General features: G+C 38.3%; 13 protein-coding genes. All 13 read right to left on the reverse strand.

The features are described from left to right. Window positions 1–70: 70 nt before the first annotated feature. Window positions 71–1066, reverse strand: a complete 996-nt coding sequence (locus BQ6100_RS14125) for an aromatic acid exporter family protein (protein ID WP_075982231.1) — start codon at window positions 1064–1066, stop codon at window positions 71–73. Between the two features lie 94 nt (window positions 1067–1160). Further along, on the reverse strand, window positions 1161–1883 hold the full coding sequence (locus tag BQ6100_RS14130) for an amino acid ABC transporter ATP-binding protein (RefSeq protein WP_075982232.1): 723 nt from the start codon (window positions 1881–1883) through the stop codon (window positions 1161–1163). After that, entirely contained in the window at window positions 1876–2535 is a 660-nt protein-coding gene (locus BQ6100_RS14135) for an amino acid ABC transporter permease (RefSeq protein WP_075982233.1), read from the reverse strand. Before BQ6100_RS14135 ends, BQ6100_RS14130 begins: the two co-directional genes overlap by 8 nt. A 63-nt stretch (window positions 2536–2598) precedes the next feature. Beyond that, entirely contained in the window at window positions 2599–3378 is a 780-nt protein-coding gene (locus BQ6100_RS14140; protein WP_075982234.1) for a transporter substrate-binding domain-containing protein, read from the reverse strand. A 270-nt stretch (window positions 3379–3648) separates the two neighbouring features. Beyond that, complete coding sequence (locus BQ6100_RS14145; RefSeq protein ID WP_075982235.1) at window positions 3649–4086, reverse strand: BrxA/BrxB family bacilliredoxin; 438 nt, start codon at window positions 4084–4086, stop codon at window positions 3649–3651. 198 nt (window positions 4087–4284) lie between these two features. Further along, window positions 4285–5415, reverse strand: a complete 1131-nt coding sequence (gene meaB / locus BQ6100_RS14150; RefSeq protein ID WP_075982236.1) for a methylmalonyl Co-A mutase-associated GTPase MeaB — start codon at window positions 5413–5415, stop codon at window positions 4285–4287. After that, window positions 5408–7606, reverse strand: a complete 2199-nt coding sequence (gene scpA, locus BQ6100_RS14155) for a methylmalonyl-CoA mutase (RefSeq protein ID WP_075982237.1) — start codon at window positions 7604–7606, stop codon at window positions 5408–5410. The genes meaB and scpA overlap by 8 nt, the downstream gene beginning before the upstream one ends. Continuing rightward, window positions 7599–9443: a methylmalonyl-CoA mutase subunit beta gene (locus tag BQ6100_RS14160; protein WP_075982238.1), complete on the reverse strand. Its 1845-nt coding sequence runs from the start codon at window positions 9441–9443 to the stop codon at window positions 7599–7601. The genes scpA and BQ6100_RS14160 overlap by 8 nt, the downstream gene beginning before the upstream one ends. Window positions 9444–9650: 207 nt before the next feature. Beyond that, complete coding sequence (locus tag BQ6100_RS14165) at window positions 9651–10970, reverse strand: dihydrolipoamide acetyltransferase family protein (protein ID WP_075982239.1); 1320 nt, start codon at window positions 10968–10970, stop codon at window positions 9651–9653. A gap of 75 nt (window positions 10971–11045) precedes the next feature. Then, window positions 11046–12029 (reverse strand): alpha-ketoacid dehydrogenase subunit beta, encoded by a 984-nt coding sequence (locus BQ6100_RS14170; protein ID WP_075982240.1) that lies wholly within the window; start codon window positions 12027–12029, stop codon window positions 11046–11048. A 15-nt stretch (window positions 12030–12044) separates the two neighbouring features. Then, window positions 12045–13037 (reverse strand): thiamine pyrophosphate-dependent dehydrogenase E1 component subunit alpha, encoded by a 993-nt coding sequence (locus BQ6100_RS14175; RefSeq protein ID WP_075982241.1) that lies wholly within the window; start codon window positions 13035–13037, stop codon window positions 12045–12047. A 108-nt stretch (window positions 13038–13145) separates the two neighbouring features. Next, on the reverse strand, window positions 13146–14567 hold the full coding sequence (gene lpdA / locus BQ6100_RS14180; protein WP_075982242.1) for a dihydrolipoyl dehydrogenase: 1422 nt from the start codon (window positions 14565–14567) through the stop codon (window positions 13146–13148). Then, entirely contained in the window at window positions 14546–15685 is a 1140-nt protein-coding gene (gene buk, locus BQ6100_RS14185; RefSeq protein WP_075982243.1) for a butyrate kinase, read from the reverse strand. Before buk ends, lpdA begins: the two co-directional genes overlap by 22 nt. Between the last annotated feature and the right edge of the window lie 125 nt (window positions 15686–15810).

A 15810-nucleotide genomic window follows, 5' to 3' on the forward strand; every position in this document is an offset into this window, starting at 1 on the left:
AATGAATATTAAGGGACTAGATTCGGAATACTTCTTACTTTGCTGAATCTAGTTCTCACATTGTTTGTAATCAATGTAATCCTAATATCCGTCTGATACTTTTCTTTTTGTTCCCATCCATTTTATAAAAATTCCTCTTAATCACTAGATATTCTTCCATTTCCCGAACAAAATGTAACAATGCCGCTCTTGTTTCAAATTCTTCCCTTGTCACAGGTAGTTCCTGATTTTGAAATTGCACCCGCATTTTTGCTATCTTGTCGAGAAAAATAATTGCTGTATCTCCTGGATGTATATGATTGGATAAATCTTCAATAAAATCTGCAATCTTTTTTGCCTGTTCCACTTCCAAAGATAACGAAGTGACAATCGGTAACACCCGTTCAATAATTTCAAATTGCTTATCCCTCATTTTAAAATACTGATAATGAAAATTCTCATTTCTTAAAAAGTGATTTTCTATGTCCAAAAAGGCAATCTGCCTTGCTTCATCGATTAATTTGGATGTTTCTGTAATTTCGCTTCCTCCCCAATTACTTTCATGCGTTCTTAAATAAATAACAATTTCGTCAAATATCTTTTTGAAATTCCGTTCAATTTGTCTTTGATAATCCTCTAGCTTGTTGTCCAAGCTTGGAATATATAGATTCATAATTAACGCAACACCAATACCAATAAAAATGATCCCTAATTCATTTATAATGAGATCAAGTGACACTTCTTTTGCCATAAAAACATGAAGGATAATAACTGTACTTGAGACAATACCCTCACTAGCCTTGAACATGACCACCGTAGGAATAAAAAATAATATCATGAAACCGATTACTAATGGGTGATAAGCTATTAATTCGAAAAAGGCGGAAGAAAACACGATTGCTATAATACATGCTAGAATCCTATCCCAAGAAGCCCTAATGGATTTAAGCTTAGTTACTTTAATACATAAGACGGTCAGGATTCCCGCTGAGGCATAATTATGTAATCCCAGATATTGTGCAAGTAAAATGGAAATGGTCATTCCTAAAGCAGTCTTTATCGTTCGATAACCGATCTTAAATCTCATAAATGAATATTCCCCTCTTAATAATTAAATCCACTTATTTATTATATAAAAACAAGAAGATGATCAGTGACCATCTTCTCATAGAATATCCTTATTAAAGCATTTTTTGCAAGAATTCAGAAGCTCTTTTACTTTTTGGCTTTGTGAAAAACTCGTTTGGGGTTGAATCCTCTAATAGTACCCCACCGTCTAAAAACAAAACACGATCCGCTACTTCCTTGGCAAAGCCCATTTCATGTGTGACAATCGCCATTGTCATGCCAGTATGTGCCAATGATTTCATGACCTCAAGGACTTCCTTAACCATCTCTGGGTCCAATGCGGAGGTTGGTTCATCAAAGAGCATGACCTCCGGTTGCATGGCAAGCGCTCTTGCTATGGCAACACGCTGTTTTTGTCCTCCAGATAAACGATTTGGGTACTCACTTGCCTTCGAAGATAGACCAACCCTTTCCAAAAGCTCTAATCCATTCTTCTCAGCAGCTGACTTAGAAATTCCTTTTACTTTCATTGGTGCATAGGTTAAATTTTCAAGGACTGTTTTATGAGGGAATAAATGAAAATGCTGAAAAACCATCCCTACATTTTGACGAATCTTCATAATATTCGTTTTCTTATCGGTAATTTCTTGATTTCCAATCCAAATCTGACCTTTTGTCGGAGTTTCAAGTAGATTCATGCACCTTAGAAAGGTCGATTTTCCAGACCCTGAAGGTCCAATAATAGCAACAACCTCTCCTTCATTAATGAAGGTTGAAATTCCTTTTAACACTTCAAGCTTTCCGAACGATTTATGCAAATCTTCAACCTTAATCACTTCTTCTCATTCTCCTTTCAATTGCTTTTCCAATGAATGTTAAGGAGATTACCATTAAATAATAAATTAATCCTGCAATTAAGAGTGGTTCAAAGAAAGAGAACTTGTCCCCTCCAACAATATAGGCTCGGCGCATAATATCACCTACACCAATGGTCGTTACAATCGCAGACTCTTTTGTTAAGGAAATAAATTCATTCATTAGAGCTGGCAGGATATTTTTCATGGCCTGCGGTAAGATGATATTCAACATCATTTTTCTATAAGGCACACCTAATGCAATGGCAGCCTCGCTTTGACCCTTATCAACTGCCATTATTCCGGCGCGAATAATCTCTGAAATGTAGGCTGCTGAATTAAGACCAAATGAAATGATAGCAGCAACATACGGTTCAATTTGATATCCAACGATTTGTGGAGAGCCGAAGTAAATTAGCATAAGCTGTAATACTAAAGGCGTCCCACGAAAAATGGAAGTATATGCATCCGCAAACCAGCCTAATATTCGTATATTGCTAATTTTTAAAAGCGCGAGCAGTATGCTTAGTACAAACCCTATTAACCCAGCAATGATGACTATTTGAAGGGTAACACCGATTCCTTTTAAAATATAAGGGACAGATGGGAGGATGGGGGTGAAATCTAGATTCATAAAGAACCTCCTCTCAAATTTTTGAATAAATTACTTTGGTGAAAAAACACCTTAGTAGATTCTTTACTTGTTAAACCATTTCACGATTAGCTTGTCGATTTCACCGTTCTCTTTCATTTCGATTAATGCTTGATTAAAATCATTCGTTAGCTTACTGTCTTTTGGAAACGCAATGGCATACCCGGCGTCCTCTGCATTCCCTTCAATGGTAAAACCATCAAGATCCTTATTCTTTTTGAAATATTCTTTAGCAACAGTATCTTCTATAATGGCTGCTTCAAAACGGCCAGCCTTGATTTCTTGAATTAATTCAGGTATACGATTTCGATTTTCGATTTTTATGTTAATATCCTTCTTAATATTATTTGCTTCTTCTTCTTGGACTGAAGCAAGTTGAACCCCAACTGTTTTTCCTTTAAGATCCACTAAGGTTTTAACTTTGCTATCCTTTTTTGTTACGATCATATGCTTTGCTTGATAATACACATCTGAAAAATCTACATTCTTTTTCCTTTCTTCAGTTGGTGTCATACCAGCAAGAACAAAATCAACTTGCTTTGCTTCAATGGAAGGAATTAATCCATTAAAGTCCATATCTCTAACTTGAACTGTGTATCCTAGCTTTTCTCCTATTGTCTTTGCTATATCGACATCAAGACCTATAATTTCATCACTTTTAGCTGTATCAACATATTCAAATGGTTGATAATCTGCTGAAGTACCCATAACAATTACCTTTGAATCTTTCCCATTCTTTTCACTACTTTTATCATTTGCTCCACATGCAGCTAATATCCCAACTAGAAATATGCTCATGAACATAATCGATACGGCTTTTTTCATTATTAATTTTCCTCCTATAATTATATGAAAATTATTTTTTTGTTTACCTAAAGGTAATAATCATATCTTATGCAAGATAAAATGATTTCAATTTCAGAATTAATAACTATGCAATAAAATGTATTTTAACACATATTTATATTTATGCAATAAAAATATTATTTATAAATAATTATTCATTATTTTAGAATATTTTACCCTAAGAAAAAAAATAACCCCGATTTCTCGGGGATTTGAAAAAACTTCCAATTCATGATTTATGACTATTCGTTATACTTCATCACAAAACTCTTCAAAGGCATTTTGTAATTTTTGAACAACCTCCATAGGTTCATGACCTTCAATCTCATGGCGCTCAATCATTTTGCAGAGCTTTCCATCCTTTAATAGCGCAAAGGAGGGAGAGGATGGTGGAAAACCAGTAAAATAGGAACGTGCTTTTTCCGTTGCCTCTTTGTCCTGCCCTGCAAAAACAGTAACTAAGTGATTTGGTCTCTTATCATAATGTAACGAATGGGCTGCTGCTGGTCGTGCAATTCCCCCAGCACATCCACAAACTGAATTGACCATTACTAAAGTAGTCCCTTGTTGATTTAGCGCCTCATCAACCTCTTCCACTGTTTTTAATTCCTTATAGCCTACTGATACAATTTCCTGACGAGCTTGGCGTACGACATCATTCATAAAAAGATTAAAATCCATATTCATGCTCTTCGCTCCTTAAATAACTATATTTTATTATATGGTTATGATAACAATAATGAATAATTATTTTCAAATATAACAACCTTATTAATATGATTTTCCTACTTACATGTTAATCTATTATTCCATTTATTTTTCTATCCAAAAAAGCTGACATTCATACGCCAGCTTTTTTGGAAGCAACCAATCATTTCCGTTGCTCTATTTTTTTATGGATGTTCTGTAATATACTTCAAAAAGATTTTCTACTGCCGAGGTGACAGTTCGATCACCACATATAACTTCATTTTCAATCTTCGGTAATAACTTCTTAACCTCCGCGTTTTGAAAAAAGCTAGCCTGCAGTTGATCGGTAATCATGGAATAAATCCAATCCTTCGTTTGTTCCCTGCGTCGATCATGAAAAACTCCAGTGGACTTTGTGTTTTTAATAAACATTTGAATCATTTCCCAAATAGCCTCTATCCCATCGTTGGTAATGGAGGAGCAAGAAAGCGCTTTTGTCTCCCAGCCTTTTGTTGCTGGCTGAAGAAAATGTAATATCCGATTATACTCTTCCTTGGTCTTTAGAGCATTCATTTGATTTGGGCCATCCGCTTTATTCACAATAATGGTGTCAGCGATTTCCATAATCCCTTTTTTCATGCCCTGTAATTCATCACCTGCACCTGTTAAAACAAGTAGCATAAAGAAATCTACCATATTCCGAACAATCACTTCGCTTTGACCGACACCGACCGTTTCTATAAGGATACAATCGAATCCAGCTGCTTCACATATGAGCATCGTTTCTCGTGTTTTTCTATGAACGCCTCCAAGTTTTCCACCAGAAGGCGAGGGACGAATATAAGCCCTTGGGTTTCGTGCCAACTGTTCCATTCTAGTTTTATCACCAAGAATACTTCCTCCACTAATACTTGAACTAGGATCAATTGCGAGAACAGCCACCTTAAGCCCTAAATCACATAAGTAAGTACCAAAAGCCTCAATGAATGTGCTTTTACCAGCACCAGGAACCCCCGTAATCCCAATTCTGATCGATTTTCCACAATGTGGTAATAGTTTTTGGAGTAGCTCTTGAGATTTCTTATAATGATGCTCCGCATTGCTCTCAATCAAGGTGATTGCCCTTGCAATCAGACTCCGATTCCCTGCAAGTACACCTTCATATAATTCATCTATTGTTGGGGCATTTTGCACTTTTTTCTGAAAATGGGTAGTTCTTTCCACCACCACATCTTCCTCTTTTCTCGAGATTCCTTTTCGAATCACGGTAGAGAATGAATCCGGATTTTCTGGGTCAGCCCATTCAGGCTTCTTATCTTCACTCATGTATTTGAGCCACTTCCTCATAGCCAAGTTTTTCATATATAGCACGAACAACTTTTTGTGCTGCAACGGGAATAACGGTTCCTGGACCAAAAATGGCAGCTGCCCCGTTTTCATATAAGAATTGGTAATCCTGTGCAGGAATGACTCCTCCGACAACGACTAATATGTCTTCACGTCCAAGTTTTTTAAGCTCCTCTATTAACTGAGGTAAAAGCGTTTTATGTCCTGCTGCTAATGAACTCATTCCAACCACATGAACATCATTTTCTACTGCCTGCAAAGCAGTTTCTTCTGGTGTTTGGAAAAGTGGACCGATATCTACGTCAAAGCCTAGGTCTGCGAATGCTGTAGAAATAACTTTTGCACCACGGTCATGACCATCTTGCCCCATTTTTGCAATTAAAATCCGAGGTCTTCTGCCTTCGTTCTCTAAAAATTCATCGGTTAATTTTTTCACTTCGGCTATTTCCTCTTCATTTGAAAAGGCAGAGCTATAAACTCCACTTATGGAGCGAATAGTCGCTTTATGACGACCTGCCACCTTCTCGATTGCAGAGGATATTTCTCCGAGTGTTGCCCTCACTCTTGCCGCTTGAATGGAAAGCGCTAATAAATTTCCTTCACCTGACTCTGCTGCGTTTGTGATGGCCTCTAAGGCAATCCTTACCTTCTCCTCATCACGGGTTGCTTTTAATTGATTTAATTTTTCAATTTGCTTTTCGCGAACCGCTGTATTATCAACCTCTAGTATTTCAATGGCTTCTTCCTGTTCTAAACGATAACGATTGACTCCAATGATCGTTTCTTTTCCAGAGTCAATTTGAGCCTGTCTCCTTGCGGCCGCCTCTTCTATTCTCATTTTTGGTAGACCAGTTTCAATGGCTTTGGCCATCCCACCTAAGCTTTCAATTTCCTCTATATGCTTCCAGGCTCTTTCAATTAATTGATTGGTTAAGGCTTCAACATAGTAGGAGCCTCCCCATGGATCAATGACATTCGTAATCCCTGTCTCCTCCTGAAGATAAAGCTGGGTATTACGAGCAATTCGAGCCGAAAAATCGGTTGGCAAAGCAATTGCCTCATCCAGAGCATTCGTATGAAGGGATTGGGTATGTCCCATTGCTGCAGCATGTGCCTCAATCAATGTCCGAATAACATTATTAAATGGGTCCTGTTCTGTTAGGCTCCAGCCGGATGTTTGTGAGTGAGTACGAAGGGCCAACGCTTTTGGATTTTTAGGCTCAAAGGTTTTCATCATTTTTGCCCAAATATATCTTCCAGCCCTCATTTTCGCTACTTCCATGAAATAATTCATTCCAATGGCCCAGAAGAAGGATAATCTTGGTGCAAAGGAATCAATATTAATTCCAGCTTTTATTCCCGTTCTTACATATTCTAGACCATCGGCTAATGTATATGCTAACTCAATATCTGCAGGTGCTCCCGCTTCCTGCATATGATATCCCGAAATACTTATACTATTGAACTTGGGCATATAAGTGGAAGTATATTCAAAAATATCTGCGATTATCTTCATTGACATTTCAGGTGGATAAATGTACGTATTCCGAACCATGTATTCTTTTAAAATATCATTTTGGATAGTTCCTGAAAGCTTTTCTTGACTTACACCCTGTTCTTCTGCTGTAACAATGTAAAATGCCATAATCGGCAATACCGCACCATTCATTGTCATCGAAACAGACATTTGATCAAGCGGTATGCCGTCAAAAAGGGTTTTCATATCCAAAATAGAATCGATAGCAACACCAGCTTTTCCAACATCCCCAACAACACGTGGGTGATCGGAATCGTACCCGCGATGTGTTGCTAAATCAAAGGCAACGGACAGCCCTTTTTGTCCCATTGCAAGATTTCGACGATAAAAGGCGTTGCTCTCTTCAGCAGTAGAAAACCCTGCATATTGACGAACGGTCCATGGACGATTTACATACATCGTAGGATAAGGTCCTCTCGTGTACGGAGGTAATCCTGGGAGACTGTCCACATGCTCTAACCCATTTCGATCATCATCGGTATACAGTGGCTTTAGTTTGATTTGCTCGTTTGTTTCAAATAGCAAATCATCTATTGAACTCTCTACTTCTTCTTCTGCTTTTGCCATCCATTCTTCCATTGATAAGGACGGAACATTTTCGATAGATATATCTTTAAAATTAGGTTTACTCATGATTCTTCACCTGCATTTCGTTTAAAAGGGTTGAAAGAAATTCATAGCAGTTACTTCTCAAATGAATGAATTGTTTTATTCCGGCTTGCAACCATTCTTCTTTCGCTTCATCAGGGACCCCTGCTAAATATAGAGAGGTTTCCGGAGAATCCTTATGAATCCCTTCGACCAATTGAAGGGCTGTAGCATCATATTGTTTATTGCTACCACAAATAAAATAGTGGCTAGCCTTCGTTTCATTGATAAAATGAATGGCTTGATTCAGCGAATAAACAGCTTCACTTTTTTGGGCGACAATCCCGCCTGGTGCTAAAAAGCCTGATATAAAGTCTGCTCTTGCTTTATGATTCTTTAATTCACCAAGGCATATTAATCCTACCCGAACATGATCCATTTGTTCAGCTTTTTGACGTAATTGTTCGAATGGCTTTGCCAGTCTGGTAGCTTTAATTGGTTCAATTTGTTTATCCGGTATGTTTTCCATACTATTTTTATCTTGTACTTTTACCTGTTCAGATAGATTGGCATATATATTTGTTCCAATAATACTTTGTTTTCTCGTAAAACCATCTTGTTCCTTCTTTTCACGTACTAGATTCACTTGTTCCTGAATCCAACCGGAAGAAAGGCAATCAAATATGCCATTCTTGTCCTCAATTTCAAGAAATAGAGTCCACGCTCTTTTCGATAGCTCATTTGTTAAATATTCAACATACCAGGAGCCTCCTGAAGGGTCAACCACTTTGGTTAAAAAGGCTTCTTCCTTTAAAATAAGCTGGGTATTACGGGCAAGTCGGTCTGAAAAGGAATCAACTTCCTCAAATACCTCATTAAATGGAGTTACGTGTAAATAATCAATACCGCCTAGTACAGCTGCGAAGGCTTCATTTCCTGCTCTAAGTAGGTTCACATATGGATCATATACCGTTTTAGTAAAATGAGAGGTTTCTGCAGCTATGGTCATTTTTCTATCTTCTTCCCCTACTCCATAGCTCTCTGCTATTTTGCTCCAAAGTAATCTTGCGGCGCGGAGCTTGGCGATTTCAATAAAGAAATTCGCTCCAATCTCAAATTTAAAAACAATTTTCCCAAAAATAGTTTCCACTTCTAGCCCGTTCTTTTTCAGGTTTTCAATATGAAAGACAGCGGATGATAGAGCAAAGGCAATCTCTTGAATAGCATTTGCCCCTCCATTGTGATATGGAGTGGTATCTATTAAAATCGTTTTTAATTTGGGCAATCCTTTATCTGCATTTTTTATCGTAGATGACCAATGTCGATAGAGATGACTTAATTCTTCCTTTAGCGCTCCAGATGATACAAGTATTGCAAGAGGATCCATTGCAATATATCCACTTACCTCATGGCTGTTTTTTAGTTGAACCAATTCAGAAATGAATTCGTCTTGCATCTCTTCTGCATCAAGACTAAAAGGATATTGTAAATATTTATCTTCTAAAATAGACGATAGTTCAGGAATGAACTCACGTTTTAATTCAAAGGAAATAGAAGATTGACCTTTTTTAAAGGCAGTTTCTATTTTTTTTTGCAATTCAACGCCATTATTGGCTACAAGCTTTTGGGCAATTTTCCATTCTTGTGTGACATACCCTAAAGAAGAGGTTCCCCTTCGAAAATCTCCACCACCTGGAAATTCTGAGATTTTGAGATTTTCTAAGTCAGCGCTCGTGTAAAGCGGTTTCAAATCAATGTTTTCATAGGTGTGTCTTTTAAGTGTTTGAATAGATTTCCCCTTTAACGTTTCTTCTGCTTTTTGAGACCAATTATCAACTGTTTTTTTTGCAAACGTACTATGCTTCATATTTTCTATACTCATTTTGAGCTGCCAAAACAGACAGCACTCCCTCCCTTCCAATATAGGTTTTCTTTTAATTATAAAAACATTCTAAATCTTATAATTTTATCTCTATTTTAGTATACACACGAAACAACCGAAATGAATAGTGGGTAATTATTATTTTATAATAGAAAAATGAGGAGACCCAAAAGAGTCGTCATACAACAACCTTTTGAGTCAGCCTCATTAATAAATTGGAGTATTATCCTTTGATATGTTCTCTAGCTTCTCCTTTATTCGTTGTAGGAAGCGACCACATATTAGTCCATCGAGGATTCGATGATCAAGGGATAGACATAAATTAACCATGTCTCTTACAGCGATTATTCCACCGTTCATAATTACAGGTCTTTTTACAATCGATTCAACCTGTAATATTGCTGCTTGAGGATAATTAATCATTCCCATTGACTGGATAGAGCCAAATGAGCCTGTATTATTCACTGTAAACGTACCACCTTGCATGTCATCAGGGCGTAATGAACCACTTCTTGCTTTATCTGCCAGTTCTTTAATTTCCCTTGCAATTCCTTTAATCGACTTTTCATCTGCATGCTTAATAACCGGAACAAAGAGCGCAGTATCTGTAGCAACAGCGATTGAGAGGTTAATGTCTCTTTTTTGGATAATTTTATCTCCTGCCCACATAGAATTAATTTGTGGAAATTCTTTAAGAGCTTGGGCAACTACTTTTACAAAGAAGGCAAAGAAGGTGAGATTAAACCCTTCATTCTTCCTAAACTCATCTTTCATTGATTCACGAAGTTCAACAAGATTTGTTACATCTACTTCTACCATTGTCCATGCATGTGGTACCTCATTCTTGCTGCGCAACATGTTGGCCGCAATAGCCTTTCGGACACCAGTAACCGGTATTTCGATATCTCCAGGTAATGATGACACGTTTTCTACTGGCTTTGTTTGATCCATTGGAGAAATTGTTTGAGAAGCTATTGTTTGAGTAGGGGTTCCAATTGGGTTGTTTCGTTCTTCAGATACTAACTTTGATTCTTGTAAACTTCCTTCCTTAGTTGGAATGTTTCCAGATTCAATGATGGTTAATAAGTCTTTTCTTGTTATTCTTCCTCCTGCACCAGTGCCTTTTACTTTGTTTAAATCGATTCCGTGGTCTTGTGAGATTTTTAATACAACTGGAGAATATCGGGCTTTTTTCGACTTTTCACTTAATAAACCATCGGAGCTACTTTCCTTTTCTTCCATTGCATTGGCGGAAGTTGGATTATGAGATTGTGAGGTACCTTGATCCTGTGCTTCAATGGTACAAAGGATTTCTCCAACCGATAATGTATCGCCTTCATCCGCTAGCAATTCTTTAATTTCTCCATTAAAGGAGGATGGTACTTCTGCATTTACTTTATCAGTCATGACCTCGAGAAGGGGATCATACTTATTCACTTTATCTCCTACGGATACAAGCCACTTGCTTATGGTTCCTTCTGTTACACTTTCCCCTAATTGTGGCATTTTTATTTGTTCTAAAGCCAATGTGCATACCTCCTTGTCGCTTTATTCATCAGGTTTACAATAAATATCTCTATTTCTATGATAGGAGTATTCCGTTTAAAATTCTGCAAGCTCACGCATAGCCTTTTCTACCTTTTCAGGGCTTACCATAAAGAATTTTTCCATTGTAGGAGCATATGGCATCGCTGGAACATCCGGACCTGCTAGACGCTTAATTGGTGCATCAAGATCGAATAAGCAGTTTTCAGCTATGATTGCAGATACCTCACTAATGATGCTTCCTTCTTTATTATCCTCTGTAACCAATAATACCTTACCTGTCTTGGAAGCAGCTTCAATGATAGCCTCTTTATCTAATGGATAAATCGTTCGTAAATCTAAAATATGGGTTGAAATTCCATCTCTTGCTAGCTTTTCGGCTGCTTGTAGGGCGAAATGAACACATAATCCATAAGTTATTACGGTTAAATCCTCACCCTCTCTTTTTACTTCCGCTTTTCCGATTGGGAGGACATAATCATCATCCGGTACTTCGCCTTTTATTAATCGGTATGCCCGTTTATGCTCAAAGAATAAAACTGGGTCTTCATCACGGATAGCTGCCTTTAATAATCCTTTTACATCATAAGGTGTGGATGGCATAACAATTTTCAATCCAGGTTGATTTGCAAATATCGCTTCCACTGACTGAGAGTGATACAATGCACCATGGACACCCCCACCATATGGAGCACGAATTACGATAGGACAATTCCAGTCATTATTCGAACGATAACGAATTCTAGCAGCCTCAGATATGATTTGGTTGACTGCTGGCATAATAAAGTCAGCAAATTGCATTTCAGCAATTGGTCTCATTCCATACATTGCTGCACCGATTCCAACACCTGCAATTGCTGATTCAGCAAGAGGTGTATCAATCACGCGCGCCTCACCAAATTTTTCATATAGACCTTGGGTCGCTTTAAAAACCCCACCTTTTCTTCCTACGTCTTCACCTAATACGAACACACGGGCATCTCTTTCCATTTCCTCACGAATCGCCATCGTCACGGCATCTATATAAGAAATTACAGCCATCTTTATCCCCCTAACTTATTCGGCGTATACATATTTCAATGCATGCTCCGGCTCAGCATAAGGAGCATTTTCGGCAAAGTCCGTCGCTTCATTCACGATACTCATTAACCGATCATTGATTTCCTTTTCTTTCTCATCATTTAAGAGTCCAACCTCTTTAAGGTAGGCAGCAAAGGTTAAAATTGGATCCTTCGCTTTCGCTTCTTCCACTTCATTTCGTTCACGATAGCTTCTGTCGTCATCATCTGATGAGTGAGGTGTTAACCGATAGGAAACGGTTTCGATTAATGTCGGGCCTTCCCCTTTACGACCCCTATCTGCGGCTTCCTTCACCGCTTGATAAACTTCAAGTGGATCATTACCATTAACCGTCACTCCTGGCATTCCGTATCCAATTGCACGGTCAGACACCTTTTCACAAGCTAACTGTTTATTTATTGGAACTGAGATAGCATATTTATTGTTTTCACACATAAATATGACCGGCAATTTGTGTACTCCTGCAAAATTTGCTCCTTCGTGGAAATCCCCTTGATTTGATGACCCTTCTCCAAACGTGACAAATGTAACTAGATCTTTGCCTTCCATTTTTCCAGCAAGAGCAATTCCTACTGCATGAGGAACTTGTGTTGTTACAGGTGAGGAACCAGTGACAATTCGATTTTTCTTTTGGCCAAAATGGCCTGGCATTTGTCTCCCACCGGAATTTGGATCTCCTGCTTTTGCAAAACCTGATAACATCAGTTCACGCGCTGTCATTCCAAATGTTAATACAACTCCCATATCGCGATAATAAGGGAGAACATAATCCTTTTCTTTATCAAGTGCAAATGCAGCGCCAACTTGAGCAGCCTCTTGGCCTTGGCAAGAAATAACAAATGGTATTTTCCCAGCTCGATTTAATAGCCACATCCGTTCATCAATGCGTCTTGCCAAAAGCATGGTTTCAAACATTTCCATAACTTTTTCATCGCTTAACCCTAATGCCTGATGGCGATTTTCACCCATTTTTATCCCTCCTAAAGATTTATGTAAAGCGAGATCTTCTTTGTATAAAGTATTATGACAATTGCCTATATGTGTTTGGGTTTCATATATTCACTTAGCTAATCTTGCTTAAGAATGAATAGCTAAACCATCAACAGCCAATGCTGCTTCACCTATAGCTTCAGACAATGTTGGATGTGGGTGTATCGTATGTGCTACCTCCCAAGGAGTTGCGTCCAATACACGGGCAAGGCCTGCTTCAGAAATCATATCTGTTACATGTGGCCCAATCATATGGACACCAAGAATATCATTTGTTTTGATGTCTGCAATGATCTTTACAAAACCATCTGATTCACCGAAAACAAGCGCCTTTCCAATTGCCTTAAAGGAGATTTTCCCAACTTTAATTTCATAACCCTTTTCCCTTGCTTCCTCTTCTGTATAACCTACGCTTGCCACTTCTGGTGCACTGTATATACATTTGGAAACAAGGCTATAGTCCATTGGAGTTGGATTTTCACCTGCGATATGCTCCACCGCGAGTATCCCCTCATGTGAGGCAACATGCGCAAGCTGTAATCCCCCGATTACATCACCAATTGCATACATATGTGATTCCTTCGTTTGATAAAATTCATTTGTGGCAATATACCCTTTTTCAACCTGAATTTCAGTATTATCGAGACCAATACCTTCTACATTTGCTTGGCGTCCGACAGAAACAAGAATCTTCTCAGCTGAAAATTCCTTTTGTTCCCCTTTTACTTCAGCGGTGATTGAGACGTTATTTTCTTTTTTTAGTGTTTCAGGAAGTACCTTAGCACTTGTTACCAGTTTTACCCCTTTTTTCTTCAATAAACGCTGCATTTCCTTGGATATCTCTTTATCTTCAGTAGGAATCACTCGGTCTGCATATTCAATAACAGTGACTTCCACACCAAAGTCGTGAAGCATGGATGCCCACTCAATTCCAATAACCCCGCCACCGATGATGATGATTGATTTTGGTAACTCCTCCATAACTAATGCTTCATCAGAGGTGAGCACCTTATCACCATCGATTTCTAATCCAGGCAAGGTTCGTGGGCGAGACCCAGTTGCGATAATGAGATTTTTAGGTATTAGCATTTCATTTTCAGATCCGTTATTCATCTCAACAGATATCGTTCCAGCCATTGGTGAAAAAATGGATGGGCCTAAAATCCTCCCTGTACCCTCATAAACATCAATCTTCCCTTGCTTCATTAAAAATTGAACGCCCTTGTGGAGTTGGTCAACTATTTTCATTTTTCTTTCTTGAACCTTTGCAAAATGAAGGGTCACATCATTGGCTTCAATACCAAATTTCTCGCTTTCTTTCGTTGTTCTATAAACTTCCGCACTTCTAAGAAGAGCTTTACTAGGAATACACCCTTTGTGGAGACATGTTCCACCAAGCTTTTCTTTTTCAACAATAGCTGTTTTTAACCCTAACTGAGAAGCTCTAATAGCGGCCACATATCCACCAGTTCCCCCACCCAATATCACTACATCATATTCCACTGCCATTCTGTCTCCTCCTCGTCTGAAGCTTTTATCCAATAGTTTCCAGGATACTCTTTTTCTTTTTCTTCGCCGCGAAGAACTCGTAAGGCACCCTCGGCCAATGCTAGTAGCTCATCTTCCCCAGGGTGAACAATGCAATCAGCAATCCAATGAATACGATTACTAATTTCCTCTACAAATTTCTTCCCATAGGCGAGGCCGCCAGTCAAAATAATGGCATCCACATGACCTGATAATACACAGCTTGCCGCACCAATCTCTTTTGCAACCTGATATGCCATAGCAGAATAGACTAATCTTGCCTTCTCATTTCCGGACTCAATTAGCTTTTCAACTACTAATGCGTCGTTGGTCCCTAGATAGCCTACTAATCCACCCTGCCCAACCAGCTTTTTCATGATTTCTTCAAAATAATATTCCCCTGAAAAACTTAAAGTGACTAAATCACCTGCAGGAACAGTTCCAGCACGTTCAGGGCTAAAAGGACCTTCTCCATTTAATCCGTTATTCACATCAATGACTCTTCCATGTTTATGTACCCCAACAGTGATTCCCCCACCCATATGAGCAACGATTAAATTTAGCTCCTCGTATTTTTTCCCTAACTGTTCGGCTACTTTTCTTGCGACAGCCTTTTGATTTAATGCATGAAAAATACTTTTTCGCTCGATTAAATGAAAACCAGATATTTTTGCAATAGATGCCATTTCATCCACAACAACCGGATCAACAATAAAGGATGGGATATTTAGCCCTGTTGCTATTTCATAAGCAAGAATTCCACCTAGATTTGATGCATGCTGACCGGAATAGCCTACTTTTAGATCCTCTAGCATTGCTTGATTGACAGCGTAGGTCCCCCCCTCAATTGGACGTAATAACCCCCCGCGACCACAGACTGCATCAAACTTTGAAATATCTATACCTTCCTTGCGCAATGCTTCCAAAATAGTTTCTTTTCGATATTCATATTGATTAATAATCGAATCAAACCTATGGATTACTTCTAGATCGTGTCTAATTGTTTTTTCAAAAATCGTTTGATCACTTTGAAATACTCCAATTTTTGTTGAGGTGGAGCCTGGATTAATAACTAGAACCTGAAACTGTATTTCTTGCAAATTCATAAACCCCCAATATTTCCAAATCATCACAATTTTCCCAGAAGGATACAAGACTATTATACATAAAAAGGCTGAACTTAACGAAGTATCCCTCAGGTGGACACAATTTGTGAAATGGGGGG

The organism is Bacillus massilinigeriensis, from assembly GCF_900117315.1.
GTDB classification, from domain to species: Bacteria; Bacillota; Bacilli; order Bacillales; family Cytobacillaceae; genus Bacillus_BE; species Bacillus_BE massilionigeriensis.

Excerpts from the sequence above, each read along its gene's own strand:
- BQ6100_RS14125 (WP_075982231.1), bottom strand. The coding sequence starts at position 1,066 with ATGAGATTTAAGATCGGTTATCGAACGATAAAGACTGCTTTAGGAATG.
- BQ6100_RS14135 (WP_075982233.1), bottom strand. The coding sequence starts at position 2,535 with ATGAATCTAGATTTCACCCCCATCCTCCCATCTGTCCCTTATATTTTA.
- BQ6100_RS14140 (WP_075982234.1), bottom strand. The coding sequence starts at position 3,378 with ATGAAAAAAGCCGTATCGATTATGTTCATGAGCATATTTCTAGTTGGG.
- BQ6100_RS14145 (WP_075982235.1), bottom strand. The coding sequence starts at position 4,086 with ATGAATATGGATTTTAATCTTTTTATGAATGATGTCGTACGCCAAGCT.
- meaB (WP_075982236.1), bottom strand. The coding sequence starts at position 5,415 with ATGAGTGAAGATAAGAAGCCTGAATGGGCTGACCCAGAAAATCCGGAT.
- scpA (WP_075982237.1), bottom strand. The coding sequence starts at position 7,606 with ATGAGTAAACCTAATTTTAAAGATATATCTATCGAAAATGTTCCGTCC.
- BQ6100_RS14160 (WP_075982238.1), bottom strand. The coding sequence starts at position 9,443 with ATGAGTATAGAAAATATGAAGCATAGTACGTTTGCAAAAAAAACAGTT.
- BQ6100_RS14170 (WP_075982240.1), bottom strand. The coding sequence starts at position 12,029 with ATGGCTGTAATTTCTTATATAGATGCCGTGACGATGGCGATTCGTGAG.
- BQ6100_RS14175 (WP_075982241.1), bottom strand. The coding sequence starts at position 13,037 with ATGGGTGAAAATCGCCATCAGGCATTAGGGTTAAGCGATGAAAAAGTT.
- lpdA (WP_075982242.1), bottom strand. The coding sequence starts at position 14,567 with ATGGCAGTGGAATATGATGTAGTGATATTGGGTGGGGGAACTGGTGGA.